Origin of the sequence: Streptococcus sp. E29BA (assembly GCF_041807805.1) — a bacterium.
Lineage (GTDB): Bacteria > Bacillota > Bacilli > Lactobacillales > Streptococcaceae > Streptococcus > Streptococcus entericus.
This window is the reverse complement of the sequence record NZ_JBGTZA010000036.1, coordinates 1-17,185: the sequence shown is the minus strand read 5'-3', so window position 1 is coordinate 17,185 and position 17,185 is coordinate 1. Positions and strand designations below refer to the sequence as shown.

Genomic DNA, 17,185 nt, shown 5'->3' with positions numbered 1-17,185 from the left:
GATGTCTTGGCCAAACTCCAAACCATCGACACGAGCCACTACTTCTCACGCATGACGACAGAAGAAGTTGCTAAAGCCATTGTGGCGTAAAAAAGAGGATAAAAAAGAGTGCTCAAACAAGCCTAGTAGAAGACCAAAGGTTCTTGCTAGGCTTTTTGCGTACATTAGCGAAAGAGAATGGTGTCGTTTCGCAACTATTTCCTATAGCAGAAAAAGGCAAAAAAACAGTTACAAAACTTTACAAAAGCTTAAAAAAGAAGTAGAATGACTCTGTATGTAAGTTTTGCCATGTCTAAAAAAGGCATGATGCTGTAGATGGAGAAAATATAATGAAAAAACGCATGAGAAAATGGCTGAATACGGCGATGCTAGGAGTATTGCTGACCAATAGCATCCTAGGACCTGTCGTACAGGCAGTCGATATCTCGATGACTTCTACTACAGAGACGAGTAGCTTGAGTACAACAGAGCCAAGCGGGGAAAATACCTCGGCCACGACGACAGCTCCAGTCTCACAAGGACAAGATTCTGAGACGCCATCGACAAGTGCAGATTCGTCGACATCGTCGACCACAAGCACGCAGCCAGAAGAGCCAGCGGCCACACCCGAAGAAGAGGAACCTCTAGTCGTTACACCAACAACCCCTCTCACAGAGGCAAAGGAAACGACGGCTGAAACACTGGCTAAGCAAGCCATTCCGCAGGCTTTCTCTGCCGCCATGCTCCGGGTTGCTGCACTTCCACCGTCGGAAGGAGATGGGACCAAGATTGAGACCATCAAGCTCGAATGGCTGACAGCGGACACGACAGACGACAGCAAGGCAGAAAACCTCTTCCAAAAGTGGGAGGATAACAAGACCAAAAATGTTCGCCTACGCGTGTCTTACTCTCTATCAGGAGACGAAGACTATGAGCCGGGTGTGATTCAGATTCGGGTGCCTAAGACCGTCTTTGAGACACGGGAGGATAATCACATCGGACGCATTACGTGGGCGGTGCCAGAAGCTCCAGATACATCAGGGATCTTCCAGTACTACCTCGACGAAGGGGATAAGTCCGATCCACTTGATGACACCTATGTCTTGACCAATACCCGTAAGCTCTCAGCAGCCTCACAAGGCTACATTGAAGGCACCATTACAGATTTAATTCCGCATGAAATTCGTGACTATGTGACAGGTTATAAAGCTTATGTAGATGCCAATATCCAAGTGACCACTCACCTAGGCAATGCTTTAACCTTGGCCTCCAACCAACTCTCTGCTGAAGTCGATACAGTCTCTATCTTGAGCAGGGCAACTAAGTATGATCGCGGGTGGTATAAGACCTATCCGACTAATTTTCCAGCAGAGCTCAAACCAGCTAGCCCAGATGACTACATCTATGTTTACTGGGATAGCGAAGTATTTGCTCCTGAGAAAAATAACCAGCCAAGTACGGTAAGTTTTACAGATACTATCTCATCAGGTGGAATTGTCTTGGGGTATGACTATGATGGAAAAGTGACCAAGGGAACTGGTACCAACACTATCACAGGAGAAATCGGCAAAGACACCACTGTAAAATGGCCTTCGTACACCAATGCAGAGCGTAGAGAGCGTGTTATCGTCTATACAGCTTATCCAAAGACAGCTTTCCCGGATTTGGAGAATGGCAAGCAGTACCAAGTGACCAATAACATCGTCTATACCCTCACAGATACCGATGATCAGCAAGTATCCAGAGTCAGCGCAACAGCTAGAGAAGAACTCTATGAGCGAGTGGTACAGCCATCCACTACAGCACGCTATTATCTTGGAAAGAATGCCAATCCTTATCGATACGATACAGCTCTCAGTCTCCTCCAAAAAGGTCTGGACGCACAAGTAACCTATCGGATTCACGGTGGCTCTTACGCTTATAGCGATGTCAAAAAGGGAGAGGACGGATCGATTGACTCCTACCGCTTACAGATCAATGATGACAAGGTCTGGCTTCGTCAAAAGAACCCGCTGACCAGTGAGGATTATGAATTTTCACATCTAACCTTCACAGTGCCTAGACTGCAATCCGTACAAAAAGCCACAGATCAACCCTCAGGCTATTATGAAGGACAAGATGGAAGTCTTTTTTATGGAACAGTACCTGTCGGTAGCCTCTACTATGTAGACACAAAAGACGTTGCGCAAGCCCCTGTCTACACGGTCAAAGGAAAAACAGCAACGGGCACCTATCTCACACTAGCAACTGTAGCTTTCGCATCTGGCAAGCCACAGATTGCCCCTCAAAACGGAGCGACAGCAATCGGCAGTCGGTTGGTCTTTCCTGAAGGAATCGTAGACTATCAAGTGGACATGGACGTACAGACACCTGGTTTCCACTATGGCTTTACCGTAGGTGTCAAGCTACACAGTACAGCAGAGATGAGAAAACGGATTGAAGATTTGGTTGAGACCACTTCTGATCCAGCCCTCTATCTGAGCAATCAAGCGCGAGCAGAGGTTCGCACTCACACAGGCACTAGCTTAGGCAAACTCAGTTATACTGGAGAAGCAGTCTTAAAAGGTATTTACCCAGCTGCTGACCTCGATAAGTCTGTAACCTATACTAATGATGTCATTGCACGTACTGTCCGCCTCCGGTACACCTCAACCGCGAATCTCCGCACTGGAGCAACATCAAAGGAAGTCCTTGACCAAGCCATCGCAGAGGGCGCTTACGCAGAAGAAAAAGAGACTACATGGTATGACCTTCTGCCAGTCGGTGTAGTGCCTGATATGACAAGTCTGGCGGGAAGACCAGGTGATGTCATCACAGAAGCGCGTGCGATTGCAAACTATAAAAACACAGGTCGCACTCTTTTGATTGTCAAGATGAAGCTGACACCTCAGTATCACTATCCAACTGATGAGAGTATTCCATATGAACTACGGCAGCGCTATCTCTATGACAGACCACGCTTGAGCTTCTCTGCCAACTACAGCTGGCAAAGTCTGAAAAACTATGGCGCAAACCTAACCAACGTTATTGCCTACGAATCAGCAAATGACAAGCTGGGATTCTTGAAAGATTTTAAAGGCGAACCGGACAATCCCTTGGCAGGGAATAACAGTGAGTCCAAGGCGGCAGTAGGTACAGCAGCCTCTCTCATGACCAATCTCAACCCAGACAGAGATACTCCTAGCTTTATCTATGCATCTGCGTCTGAACAGATTGTTGCAGGTATCTATGCGGTGACATCCTTGATCAAGCAAGTCGATGTCAATAACCAAGGGATCTACACAGACGGTCGGTCTGCGACCCTCCCTCGAAATGTCTATGAGGGAGGCGTCTACCGCTATCATCTCGAGGTAACCAGTGCCGCAGGTGAACGGACAGAAGACATTATCTTTTATGACATCTTGGAGAGTTATACACCGATTGAGACAGATGCTGACAGAGGGGATTTCCAGTGGAAAGGAATTTTCCAAGGAGTAGACATCAGTGACTTTGCGCGCTACGGCGTTACCCCGACCGTCTACTACTCTACAGTGAAAAACCTCCACATCTCAGAAGGAGACCGTGCCCAAGCAGACCTGACCGATCGCTCCATCTGGAGCACAACCATGCCTGCGGACAAGTCGACCATCACAGCAGTAGCTATTGACGCCCGTAAAAAGACAGATGGAACTCCGTTTGTCCTACCAGAAGACAGCAATGTCTCTGCCTATATCAATATGCGGGCGCCTCGGGTCGATGCCATCCGTGGTCTCAATCCAAAAGAGAGCTACTATGATACTGCTCTTGGCTCAGGGATGACCGAAGCAGGACTTTCTGGAGGTGTCCATGCTTACAACAACGTCAAGATGTCAACTACTTCCATCGGAGCAGCTGGTCAGACAACAAGAAATCTTTTAATCGAGAGCAACTATACCAAGGTCGGACTTCAACCTTATCGCATCATCGTCAATAAGGCGTGGGACGATGACAACGATAGAGACCGTATTCGGACCAAGTCTGTTCGTATCCGTGTCTTGGCAAATGGAAAAGATAGCGGGCGCTCTATCGAGCTGAGCGCTGCCAACAACTGGACCTATACCTTTGATGACTTAGAGATGGTTACAGCAGATGGCTTACCAATCCGCTATAGCATCACAGAAGATCCAGTCCCAGGCTATACCTTAAAACTCTCGAATACAATCCATACCCCAACTGGTATGACGGTCAATGCGGTCAACGTCCATGAGCCAGAAAAAGTCATCATATCCGGTATCAAGCGTTGGGTGGGCGAGGATGCAACAGCTAGTCGCCCAGACTCTATCCGCGTCAATCTCTATGCTGATGGCACTCAAATCCAAACCAAAGAAGTCCGCCCAGACGAGACAGGAGCTTGGAATTACCGCTTTGACAACCTCTTCAAGTACAAAGATGGTCAAGAAATCCGTTATACAGTAGAAGAACCTGACTACATCCCAGGCTATGTATCCGCCGTGGATGGCACAAACCTCATCAATACCTATGATCCTCATGCGGACATCGTCTTTACAAAGACAGTTGCAAACCCGGCAGAACCTCTAAAAAATCACACCTATGACTTCCGCTTTAGTTTCCGACGCTCTGACGGCACGGAAGACCTGGACACTTATCGCTATACCACGAGCGATGGGCGTACAGGGATCATCCGGTCAGGAGGTACGATTAGCCTCAAAGCAGAGCAAACGGTCACTGTCAAAGACGTTCGTTCTGAGCAGACCTACACCATCCAAGAGATTGAAAAACCAGGCTATACTGTCACCGGTGAAAATCTGACAGGCACCCTCCAAGCAGGCAAGACCTACACTGCTACGGCGACCAACACTTACAAAGCCACAGGCGAGATCACTCTGGATGCCCAAAAAGTCCTTCGGAACCGCAGACTACGTGCCTATCAATTCATCTTTGAAGTTATGGATGAGACTGGTCAGGTCATCCGGACGGGTTCAAACACCATTGACGGCAAGGTTGTCTTTAAACCGTTGACCTATACAGAAAAAGATCACGGCAAGACCTATACCTACCGAATACGGGAGAGAGACGCAGGTCTGCCAGGCTATGTCTATGACACCCATGAAGAAATCGTGACCGTGACGGTTACAGACAATGGAGATGGAACTATCACAGCCACCCCGCGCTATGATCGAGACGGAGCAGTCTTTACCAACCGCTACGAAATCAAAGAAAACCTGAGCCTCAGTGCATGGAAAGTCATGCTTCATGACCAGAAGCTCATAGAAGGTGCCTATACCTTTGAGCTCTATAAAGAAGGCGAAGCGAGTCCCCTCGCCACAGCGACCAATGGTAAAGATGGGCGCATTGACTTTACGGGCTTGAGCTTCACCCAAGACGACATCGGTAAGACCTACACCTATATCGCCAAGGAAAAAGCAGGCACCAACCCAGACATCACTTACGATACTACGACCATTCGCTACCAAGTCAGTGTGACAGATGGTGGGGAGGGCAAGCTAGCTCTTGCCACTACAGTCCAAGACCAGCACACGGCAGATGTGGACAATAATCCTGCCACAGGGATTTTTGTCAATAGCTACAAGCCGGGAAGCCTCAAAATTCAAAAGACTATCCTAAGTGGCGACCCGGTCAAGACCTTCCGCTTTAAGATCAAGCTCAAGGGACCAAATGGAGCCTCTCTGCCAGCAGGTCAGGTCAACGGCACCATCGGTACAGCTCCAAGCCAGCAAGAAAACCCTCTCTATACTCTTGTCCTAAGGATCAATGACAACGGAAAAGACACAGACTATGTGAAGAAGTTGAGTGAGCCCTTTGGCGAATTTGACGTCCCAGAAGGCTTTACCAACTGGAAAAAACCGTCCGGTCAGTCCATCGCTCTAAAAGAAACAAAGTACAATTACCTAAAAGACGCTTTTGGTGGCATCTACATCTACGAGGTCGGTCAGCCAGGCAAAGCACTGCTGACAGCAGAGGACTTTACGGAAAATCGCCTCGTCCTCACAGGAGAGCGGAAGCAGCAAGGCACAGCTAGAAGTGGAAACAACCTTGCTGCAAAGGCTAGAAGCCAAAAGCCAGCAAGCAACACCTCTATCCTAGAAACGACCGTCTCTGCTGTTGCGAGCCTCTTTAAGGGCGTGACCGTCCATGCGACTACCATCACACCGACGGATACAGTTGTCGAGACCGGCACCACAGGTACCGTCACCTGGGAAATCTACTCAGATGGCGTCCTTTACTTCAAGCCGACCAATGGCTTCACAGGGACCATGGCGTCCGGAAGTACCAGTAATACAAATTCATGGCGAGACCACCAAGATAAATTTACCAAGGTAACTGTCGCCAAAGGAGTCAAAGCGCCAGAAAATTCAAGCAGTCTGTTCGCTAATTTATCCAACGTTACAGACATGGATTTGGAAAATCTGGATGTGTCGGGTACGAGAAATATGGAATATATGTTTTCTAATGTCAGAAAGTTGAAGACCTTACATGTTTCGGGTTGGAACACTGGCAATGTGAAGGATATGAGCTCCATGTTTGAGGATGCTACTAGCTTGACTTCTCTTCCTGTTGAGAAGTGGGACGTGAGCAAGGTTACTGATATGAGCCTCATGTTTGATGACACTAAAAACTTGACCAGCCTTCCTGTGCAGAACTGGGATGTAGGCAACGTAACGAATATGCGTCGGATGTTTAGATCCACTACTAAATTAAGCAGTCTTCCTACTGAGACATGGAATGTTAGCAATGTAAGGACTATGGACAGTATGTTTTATGGTGCAAGCGGTCTGACCAACCTTCCTGTGCAGAACTGGGATGTTGGCAATGTAAGGAATATGGAATATATGTTTTATGGTGCAAGCGGTCTGACCAACCTTCCTGTGCAGAACTGGGATGTAGGCAGTGTGCTGGACATGTCAGGGATGTTTAGCGGCGCCCACAGCTTGACCAGTCTTCCAGTAGAGCATTGGAATGTGGGAAACGTGACGAATATGCGGCACATGTTTAATGAAGCCCGTAGTCTGACCAGTCTTCCAGTAGAGCATTGGAATGTGGGAAACGTGACGAATATGCGGTACATGTTTAATGACGCCCGTAGTCTGACCAGTCTTCCAGTAGAGCATTGGAATGTGGGAAACGTGAAGGACATGCGGCACATGTTTTCAAGTGCGTCTAGTCTGATCAGCCTACCGGTACAGAACTGGAATGTGGGAAACGTGACGAGTATGTGGAACATGTTTAATGACGCCCGTAGTCTGACCAGCCTACCGGTACAGAACTGGAATGTCGGAAACGTTACGAATATGAGTAGACTGTTTCAAAACGCCCGCAATCTAGTCAGTCTTCCGGTACAGAACTGGGATGTTGGCAGTGTGACGGACATGTCAGGGATGTTTAGTGGCACCTCAAATCTAAGCGAGATAAATCTATCAAGCTGGGATGTGTCCAAAGTTAGCCGTATGAGCGATATATTTGCTTACTCAGGTATCAAGAACCTTGATTTATCCAATTTTCATACACCAGAACTTAGGCAATTCGCACGCGGTTTTATGTCCATGTCGTCCTTAGAAACATTGGATATTAGTCAAATGGATTTGACAAATTTAGATAGCTGGGGTGTGAGCAACGGATTTGCGTATAGCCGTAATTTAAAGAAGGTGAAGTTGCCGCCAACCATAAGTCTTGCCGATACCAATTTGGCTACCCCACCTAAAAACGCCACCTACACCGGTAAGTGGATCCGTGAGGACAGAGCCTATGGGCCTTTTACAGCCAATGAGCTGATGAAGCAGTATACTCCGGATATGGCGGGGACCTGGATCTGGGAGGAGGCGCCACAGGATTACACCCTGGCCTTTGATGCCAATACAGGGTCTGGCTCGATGCCAGTGCAGACCCTAACAAGGGGGCAGGTTTACACCTTACCGTTAGCCACCTTTACCAAAAATGGCTATCGCTTCAAAGAGTGGAACACTCGTCCAGATGGACGTGGCACCAGCTACCAAGCAGATCAGTCCGTGACCGATCTGACAGAAGCTGGCAAGACCATCACACTCTATGCTGTATGGGAGCTGGTAGACCCATCTGTGACCATCCAAGATGGGGAGTTTGAAGTTACCCTTAGAGGAGGAGAAACCTTTACGCTTCCAAACCTCCCAGCAGGCACTAGCTACGAAGTCTACGAAGAGGCTGAAAAAGGGTGGGTACTTGTGAGCTCTCATGGCACTACAGGGACCATCGAGGCCAACAAGACCAGCACAGCCAGCTTTGTCAATGACTACCAAAAAGGCAAGACCTCTGTCCAGCTAGGTGGTCAAAAACTCCTAGATGGAGCGCCAGCTAGTGGCTACCGCTTTACCCTCAAAAAAGACGGGCAGCTCCTTGAGACGGTGACATCCTCAGAAGGCGGTGGCTTCCGTTTTGCGACCATCGTTTATGATCAAGCGGGCACCTATACTTATGAGGTGGCGGAGCAAGCAGGAGACGATGTCTCCATCGACTACGACTCCCACACGGAGACCATCACGGTGACCGTAGTAGACGACGGACAAGGCAACCTTCTTGCTACTGTTTCCAAGGAAAATAGAGACATTGTCTTTGCCAACCGAAAGAAAAAAGGAAGTCTGTCTATTACAAAAGCAGTAGAAGGCAGCCAAAACCAGGACAAGACCTTCACTATTCAGGTTAAACTTAATAATAGTCCGACCGACGTCCGTGAATTCCAGTTTAAAGCAGGTCAGACTCAGACAATCAATGACCTGCCATATGGGACCACCTATGAAGTCACAGAGACCAATCTTCCAGCTGGCTATAGCCTCGTCTCCATCGCAAATGAGACAGGGCATATCCATCAGGATACGACCCTTGCGACAGTGACCAACCGTTACCAAGCAACAGGAACGGCTAATATCACAGCTACCAAACGCTTGGACAATACAGAGGATCCAGCCCGTCAGCTGAAAGCAAATGAGTTTACCTTTGAGTTAGTCGATCCAGGAGCCAAAGCGAATGATCCATCTGATGACACAGTGGTAGCGACCGCAACCAACGATGAGTATGGAAATATCGCCTTTGGGGCAGTAACCTTTACCAAAGCAGGCACCTATCGCTACAAACTTCGTGAGTCAAAAGGCCTCGATACAACTGTGGCCTACGACGCCCACGAGGAAGATGTAACTGTGACAGCGACGGATCAAGGAGAAGGGAAGTTACAGGTCAGCGTGACCTACGATGCAGATGGAGCGGTCTTTATCAATGCGATTAAGCCGCCGACCACGACTCCAGATCCAAAACTTGGATCAGTAAAGATTATCAAAAAAGTTGACCGCTTGACGGACGCTAATAAGCAGACGGACTTTGACCTCCTGATTCATATCAAGAACAAGAATGGAGAAATCCTCCTCAATCGCTTCGCCTACACCAGCAACAAGAGAGAAGCAGGCACTATCGCAAGCGACGAGACCTTGCAAATCCGCCATGACGAGACAATCCAGATTGTCAATCTCCCAGAAGGGGCGACTGTTACAGCGACAGAGCAAGTACCAGCTGGCTATACCCTCGATCGCCAGTCTAAGACGACTGCGACAGTAACGCTTGCGAAAATTGATGAAATCCGCCTTGCCAACCACTATAACCCAACAGGTACATGGAAACCAACAGGAACCAAGCGCCTTGAAGGCGGAAACTTAGCGAACTACCGCTTTGCCTTCCTCGTGGTGGATGAAAATGGCAGACAAGTCCAGCGTGCCTTGAGTGACACATCCGGTCAGATTCAGTTTACAGACATTTCCTATACCTATGATGACATCGGCAAGACTTATACCTACCGTGTCACAGAGGAAAAAGGAAATGAACTTGGCATTGCCTACGACTCCACCATCTATACGTATAAAGTGAAGATTACAGATGATGGGTCAGGAAAAATCATTGCCCAAGTCCAAGAAATGACCTCTAGCAAGACGGGCAATCGTCCAAGCCAAGCAGACTTTACTAACCGTACGGTTCGCCTCCCAGAGACAGGGGGCATGGGCAGCTTGATTTGGTATGCTCTAGGAGCCAGCATCATCCTCATCACCTACTTCTTCTATCGTCGAGAAGACGACGAACGCACAGCTGCTTAGTAGAGAAAGTACATGTGAAAGGAGTGAGGCTCGCTATCAAAACACCACTAGTGCTTGTAAGAAGGCGTAAGCCAATCTCTTTAAGCATGTACTGTCAACATATTAACGAGTGGAGCAATCAGGTAGTTTTTTCTGCCCATTGCTTCGTTGGTTAATCTCTCTAACATACATTCACAAGCAAGGAGAATAATGTGAAAAAAATCTATACAGCGATAATGGCAGCTATTCTGCTCTTGTCCACACTCTTTACGGCACTGGGTGCAAGTGCTCAGGCTGGACCAGGTGCTCACACCAATGAGACAAGAACGGTTACTCTTCATAAATTATTGATGAGCAAGAGTGAGTTGGACGCATTTACTACACCAGAAGCATATGATGGAACGCAAACACTTGACCAATTGAAACGTTTGACTGGTAAAAACGACTTGCAAGAAATTGCGGGTGTTTACTTTGCTTGGCAAAACTCAAGAGGTGAATGGATTAACGACCAAGGACAAGTAGTAACCTCTGTGGAAGAAGCTCTGGGTGCTCAGACAGGAGCTACGGGTGCAGAATTTAATACAAGTGGTTTGCCAGCTGGCGATTACAAAATTGTTGAAGTAGACAGCAAGACAGACTATGTCGATGACGTTACTAAGGCGATTCTTGCAGACAGCAAGGCAGTACCTGTGACTATCCGCTTGCCACTCTTGAAAGCAGATGGAACATTTGCAGACCATGCTCATGTCTATCCAAAGAACACCCAAGAAGCTCCGACTCTTGAGAAAAAGGTAGAAGGACTAGACGAAGTTGACGCCACACTTGGTCGAGAATTGACCTATACCGTTACTTCAACTATTAAAGCAGGATCACGCTACAAGACCTTGGCCTATAAAGATACCATGTCAAATGGTCTGACCATGGTTCCTGGCGTAACCATCGCTGCTCAAAATGTTACCCTGCAAGACACAGCTGACTATACCCTGACCCAAGATGACCGTGGTTTCAGCCTGGTCTTGACAGATGCGGGTCTGAAAAAGGTATCTGACATCACAAACCCAGTTGGCGACAACAACGGTGAAGATGTGACCTTCACCATTACCTATAAAGCTTACGTTAACGCAAATGCTGTTAAGCGTGAGAAAAACACCGTAAAAGTTGACTACAGCAACGTGCCTTCACAAGAAGTAACTCCAGTTCAAGTCACACCATCACCAGAAGGTGACTTGGCAGTGACTAAAGAATGGCAAGCAAATGATGGTGGAGGCATCGCTGCGCCAAACGATCAAACCCTGACCTATACCCTCTACAAAGCAGGTGCAGCTGTGGCAACTGTACAGTTGGACAACGCTTCTGTCAATGGCTCTGTGATCAACCTTGGCAACGGCCTCACCTTTACCGTGACAGGTGCTTTCAGCGGTACCTTCAAAGGCTTGCAAGCAGGTGAAACGGATTACACCATCTCAGAGCGGATCTCTGGCTATACCCCAAGCTATGACGCAGCAGCAGGTACTGTGACCGTTACCAACAAAAAGAACAAGACTCCTGAAATCGTAAATCCAGCAGATGCCTTTGTGAATCTGAACAACGCACGCTTTGTCAAAGTGGATAGCCAAAACAATGAACGTCTTCAAACTGCGCAGTTTGTCGTGAAGAACACAGCAAACGGTCAATTCTTGGCTTTCGAGTCAGCAGCTGACCAATCTGTTCAGCAACAAGACCTTGTAGAGAAGAAAGAAGCACTGGATCAAGCTGTAAAAGCCTACAATGCTCTCGCAGCTGACAAGCAAACTCCGCAAGAAAAAGCAAAAGTAGATGCGGCGCAAACAGCTTACAATACAGCCTATGCAGCAGCAAAAATCACCTACACCTATACAGCAAATCAAAATGCTGCAAACGTCGTGACATTAACCTCAAATGACCAAGGTCAATTTGAAATTGCTGGTCTGGAAGCAGGCGACTATGAATTAATTGAAACAGTTGCACCAAAAGGCTATGCCTTGAACACAGGTGCTATTTCCTTTACGGCAGGAGATACAACAGGTATCGCCTACATAGATAGTTCTGGTCAAAACGACGCTAAAACTGTGACAAACGTGAAGCTCTCTATCCCACAAACAGGTGGTATGGGTACCATCATCTTTGCAGTAGCGGGTATCTCACTCATGGCAGTAGCTTACTATGGCTTTATGAAAAACAACCGCAACAAAGAAGCGTAACCCATGACAGCTGAATCCCAACAAGAAAGGAGATCATTATGAAAAAAGGCTTAGGATGTAGCCAGATGATTTGTCTGATGGCTCTCTCCTTATTTCTTGTGTTGCTAGGGATACGGGCACAGGCAAGCACGAGCAATCGCCTGTTCTTGCAGCTGAAAGATTACGAGCAAATCGTTCAGGACTTAGGAGAGGATGTCAGTGGTCAGACATTGACAGCTTGGCGCTTGGATCCGCAGTATAATGCGGATGACCAAGAAATACTTACCAAGCTCCATGGTTTTTCCGAAGCGGAGTTAGACCAACAATTTTCACGTGGCACCTATCCGATGGTATTTTTAGCCGATCGTATTGAGGTACAGGACATGCCAGATGGGCACTACTATATCCGTCAGGTTGTGGCGACTGAGCAGGTGACCTACCGCTCTGAAATCGCTGTACGACTGGACAGTGCTCTTCCTGCTCCTGTATTATTGCCAAAACGTCTACCTGATCAAGAGCCTACGCGACTTCGTCTCCTGAAGACGGATGAAGCAGGAAATCCTCTTGCAAATGTAGGTTTCCGCCTTTATGCGTTGGACAGCGATCATCAAGAACAACCTGTTTCTTTGGTGGATGGGTACCGCTACGAAAAAGATGCAGTAGCGGACAAAATCCTCTACACAGATGAGAAAGGGTATATCACCATTTCTCATCTTCCGCTTGGGCGGTATCGCTTTGTCGAAGTAGAGCCTTTACCAGGCTATCGTCTTGGACAAGGACAAGTAGAAGCGACTCTTGTCGATGAAAAGCTCGTGACCGTTACGCTAATCAACGAAAAAATTAAACAGGGATTGGCACGCTTCATCAAAATCGATGGCAAGACCAAGCAAGCACTCTCCGGAGCGTCATTCCGTTTACTAGAACGCGTTGGTGATCAGTACAAGCCTGTTCTCAAAAACGGGAAGGAAATCATCTTGACGTCAGATGAAAAAGGATTTTTCACAGTAGATGATTTGGCATACGGAGAATACTACCTGAGGGAAGTACAGCCTCCATCTGGCTATAGCCAGTTAGGTGCAAGTGTACCTTTTCAAGTAACAACTGGAGATACTACCCAACAAATCACAGCCATTGAAAACAGCAAACGACCACGCATTGAAGTGCCCAACACAGGAGATATGCTCTTGTATGCCTTGATGCTCATTGCGATTGTCTGTTTTGGTAGTGGCTGGTACCTTACCAAGCAACCAACTCTCACACACTGAAAGGAATAGAAAGACAAGTATCCATTACTTTGTCTTTCTTTTTTTTTATGCTATAATGGGAAGAACGACTTATATAGGTAGAGGAAATAGGAATCATGCCCACAAAACGAAAAAAAACGCTCAAACAAAGAATCTTAAATGGACTATTTGCACTTTTATTTTTAATAGGACTCAGTATCTTGGCTTATCCGTTAGTATCACAGATTTACTACCAAGTAAAGTCAAGTCAGCAGGTAGGGGATTTCCAAGCAGAAAAAGAAAAATTAACCGATAGCGACATTGAAGAGCGTATGCGTTTAGCAGCGGCTTTTAATGCCTCTTTGACTAATGTCATTGAAGGCGATTTTTATGATGATCGGGAGAAAAAAGAAGGCATTGCAGCTTATGCACGCATGTTGGAGCTCAATGAGAAAATTGGACACGTTGAAATCCCGACGATCAATGTAGATTTGCCAATCTATGCTGGAACCAGTGAGGATGTCTTGCAGATGGGGGCAGGACACTTGGAAGGGACGTCACTACCGATTGGGGGAAATTCGACTCACTCAGTAATCACGGCACATACAGGCTTGCCAAATGCTAAGATGTTCACGGACTTAACCAAGTTAAAAAAAGGGGATAAGTTTTATGTTCATAACCTTAAAGAGACCCTTGCTTATCAGGTGGATCAGATTAAGGTAGTAGAACCGTCGCAATTTGAAGACTTACTGATTGCTCCCGGTCATGATTATGTGACGTTGCTGACCTGTACACCGTATATGATCAATACCCACCGTTTATTGGTCAGAGGACATCGGGTGGAGTATGTCAAAGCAGTAGAAGAAGAGTTTATCTTGCAAAACAAGATTAGTTTCTTGTATAAGTACCTCTTCTTTGCTTCGTTGGTATTGATTGCCATTTTGCTCTATATTATTTACAGGTTACGCAAGAAAAAGAAAGAGCAATCTCGTCGTTTGAAAGAAGAGCAGCTTTTGACCGAGAAGGGAGAATGAGATGAAGAGAGCTAGGAAAAAAACACCTCCTAGACACCGGCGTTCGCCAGAAAAAAAACATTGGTGGCAGACTATCCTAAAAAAAGGGCAACCTGCACCAATAGAGAAACAAGAGAATCTGCTTTTGTCTACACAGGAGAAGGCAGACGACAGCGTAGGTATTCCTTTTCTTGAAGAAGCTCAGCAGCCAATCGTTTCCAAGGAACCTATCTCAATGCTTTCAAACGAGGGGCAGCTCCAGATGAGTGAGCCACAGAAAGGCTCCCTGTCATCAGTAGAAGAGCCGGGAAGTCCATTATCAGCAAATGAACCGATTCTTTCAGGAGAAGAAAAAGTTTCTAATATGTCTGTATCTGAAACTATTTCAGAAGGCGTTCATACTGAAATGCGAGATGATACAAGGATGGAAGACAGCCTACCTGAGGCAGAGGATAATGGGCCTGTAGCTCAGTTGGAGGAGAACGAAGGAGATACTGGTGAGATAAGTATGAAGTCTGCCGCCGTAGATGCCCCCCTTCCTACGCCTCTTGCCCCTCCTCTTATGCCTTCCTCAAAGATAGAAGAGGATGACAATGAAGAGCTGGTTGCTTCATCTCAACAACAAAATTCTCAAGATGTCTCAGTTCAAGAGAGTGTCACAACAGCACCACATACGATATCTTCTTCGTCTTCTCATAAGCGAAAGCGGAAAAAATTCCTCTTTGTAGCTTTGTTTTTGGCGGGCTTTCTTATCATGTCTTATCCGTTTGTTTCACAACTGTATTACCGCATACAAGCCAATAATGTCAATACTCAATTTGATCAGGCAGTCGCTAAGTTGGACAATGAAGAACTATCAAGGCGTTATAAATTAGCACAAGCTTTCAATGCGGCTTTGAAGCCAAGAGAACTCCAGGATCCATTTACGGATGATGAGAAAAAAGAGGGAATGACCGAATACGCCAATATGCTAAAAATTAACGAGCAGATAGGCTATGTGTCAATTCCGAAAATTGATCAAAAAATCCCGATGTTTGTTGGTGTATCCGATGCCGTTTTGGAGAAAGGGGCAGGACTACTAGAAGGGACATCCTTACCTGTAGGAGGTATCAATACGCATACTGTCATCAGCGCTCATAGAGGCTTGCCTAATGCGCGACTGTTTACGGACTTGGACAAGCTCAAAAAAGGCGATGTTTTCTACATTCACGTCTTGGACACGGTGTTGGCTTATGAAGTCGATCAAATCAAGGTCGTAGAGCCAGATAATTTTGATCCCATTCTGATTGAAGAAGGCAAGGATTATGCAACGCTTCTTACGTGTACTCCTTATATGATCAACACCCAACGATTACTGGTTCGTGGGAAACGAATCCCATATGCTGCACCTGTAGAAGAGAAAATGTTAGAGACATCTCGCAGCAATCAATTATGGAAAATGCTATTCGGTATTTCGGTGGGCATGATTCTAATTTTACTTTACCTGATTTACCGTAATCGTAAGCAATTAGTACAAAATAAAAGGCTGGAGGAAAACTGATTGAAACAGCGTATAAAGCCAATAGTAGGCTTTGCTTTTATGTTATTAGCGGCTAGTTTACCCCTGCTTTGTTTTGGGAATATGCTGTACCAAAATTGGAATCAAGAGCTACGTTACCAAAGTTATACCAAAGCGCTGGATCCTTTGCTCGTCTCCAAAACACTAGACGCCTCCCTTCAGTACAATGAGCGTCTTGGATCAGACAATCAAATTGTGGATCCTTTTGCTGGGGAAGACTACCAGGTAGATTACCAGGTCTTAGAAGATGGTGATGGCATCTATGGCTACCTTTCTATCCCTAAGATTTCTTTGATGGAACCAGTATATCTAGGAGCGAGCGCAACTCATTTGTCTCAGGGCCTCGCTCATGTAGCGGGTACGGACCTGCCGATTGATGGGGCAGGGGTTCGTTCTGTTATTGCAGGTCACCGTGGTTGGGCGAATCAAGTTTTCTTTCGTCATTTAGATAAATTAGAGGCAGGGGATGATTTGTATTTTGATAATGGGAAGGCTATCTTACATTATAAAATGCTCCCCAACCCAAAGGTGATTTTGCCAGCTGAATGGGAAGAATTGGAATCAAAGTCAGACCAGAACCTCATTACATTACTTACTTGTGATCCAATTCCCTTATACAATAAGCGGCTCTTGGTGGATTTTGAACGGGTAGGGGTATATCCCAAAGAGCAGCAAGAAAGCCAACAAGAAATACCACGAGATATTCAACTATCATTTCAAAAAGAAGGACAGCAAGTAGTATCTGTAGTAGGGTCTTCTTCTTGGCTGTATAGTGGTATTTGTTTGCTTAGTCTATTTGCTTTTATCTTGATAGGACACCGTTTTGTAAAATTCCTAAAACGGAACTAGTAGAAATTGGATAACTAAATCACAAAAAACTTCTAAAGAGTGCTCTTCTAACAATTTGAGAGAGAAAGACTCTTGTTGCAATCGATGATAGGACAAAAGACCCAAAAGCTAGCACCTTCGAGATTAGGAAAGCTGAATCCTTCTTGCTCTTGACGAGTGAGATACTCTAAAAACCGCAATTATTGCTCGTTCATGGAGCTTTGAAAAAAGGCTCTTTGTCAACTGTAGTGGGTTGACCCACTTAACACCGAGAGAGGACAGTTCTTGTCTTCTCTCGTTT

The 17,185-nt window shown here is 46.4% G+C and carries 6 protein-coding genes; all 6 read left to right on the top strand.

What is annotated here, in order from left to right; translation table 11 throughout:
* Nucleotides 1-329: 329 nt before the first annotated feature.
* The 6 genes from ACERC8_RS08375 to ACERC8_RS08350 all read left to right on the top strand — a co-directional run bounded on the left by ACERC8_RS08375 (nucleotide 330) and on the right by ACERC8_RS08350 (nucleotide 16,905).
* Nucleotides 330-10,085: a BspA family leucine-rich repeat surface protein gene (locus ACERC8_RS08375; RefSeq protein WP_373659440.1), complete on the top strand. Its 9,756-nt coding sequence runs from the start codon at nucleotides 330-332 to the stop codon at nucleotides 10,083-10,085.
* Between the two features lie 191 nt (nucleotides 10,086-10,276).
* Nucleotides 10,277-12,283, top strand: a complete 2,007-nt coding sequence (locus ACERC8_RS08370) for an isopeptide-forming domain-containing fimbrial protein (RefSeq protein WP_373659439.1) — start codon at nucleotides 10,277-10,279, stop codon at nucleotides 12,281-12,283.
* A gap of 38 nt (nucleotides 12,284-12,321) precedes the next feature.
* A complete protein-coding gene (locus ACERC8_RS08365; protein ID WP_373659438.1) occupies nucleotides 12,322-13,527 on the top strand; it encodes a collagen binding domain-containing protein in 1,206 nt (401 codons plus the stop codon).
* 95 nt (nucleotides 13,528-13,622) lie between these two features.
* Nucleotides 13,623-14,519, top strand: coding sequence for a class C sortase (locus ACERC8_RS08360; protein ID WP_373659437.1), 897 nt, complete (start codon nucleotides 13,623-13,625; stop codon nucleotides 14,517-14,519).
* Nucleotide 14,520: 1 nt separating this feature from the next.
* Nucleotides 14,521-16,038 (top strand): class C sortase, encoded by a 1,518-nt coding sequence (locus ACERC8_RS08355; RefSeq protein WP_373659436.1) that lies wholly within the window; start codon nucleotides 14,521-14,523, stop codon nucleotides 16,036-16,038.
* Nucleotides 16,039-16,905 carry a class C sortase gene (locus tag ACERC8_RS08350; RefSeq protein ID WP_373659435.1) on the top strand — a complete coding sequence of 289 codons (867 nt, stop codon included), beginning with the start codon at nucleotides 16,039-16,041 and terminating at the stop codon, nucleotides 16,903-16,905.
* Nucleotides 16,906-17,185 lie beyond the last annotated feature (280 nt).

Coding starts and splice junctions, on each gene's coding strand:
- ACERC8_RS08375 (WP_373659440.1), top strand. CDS start 330: ATGAAAAAACGCATGAGAAAATGGCTGAATACGGCGATGCTAGGAGTA.
- ACERC8_RS08365 (WP_373659438.1), top strand. CDS start 12,322: ATGAAAAAAGGCTTAGGATGTAGCCAGATGATTTGTCTGATGGCTCTC.
- ACERC8_RS08360 (WP_373659437.1), top strand. CDS start 13,623: ATGCCCACAAAACGAAAAAAAACGCTCAAACAAAGAATCTTAAATGGA.
- ACERC8_RS08355 (WP_373659436.1), top strand. CDS start 14,521: ATGAAGAGAGCTAGGAAAAAAACACCTCCTAGACACCGGCGTTCGCCA.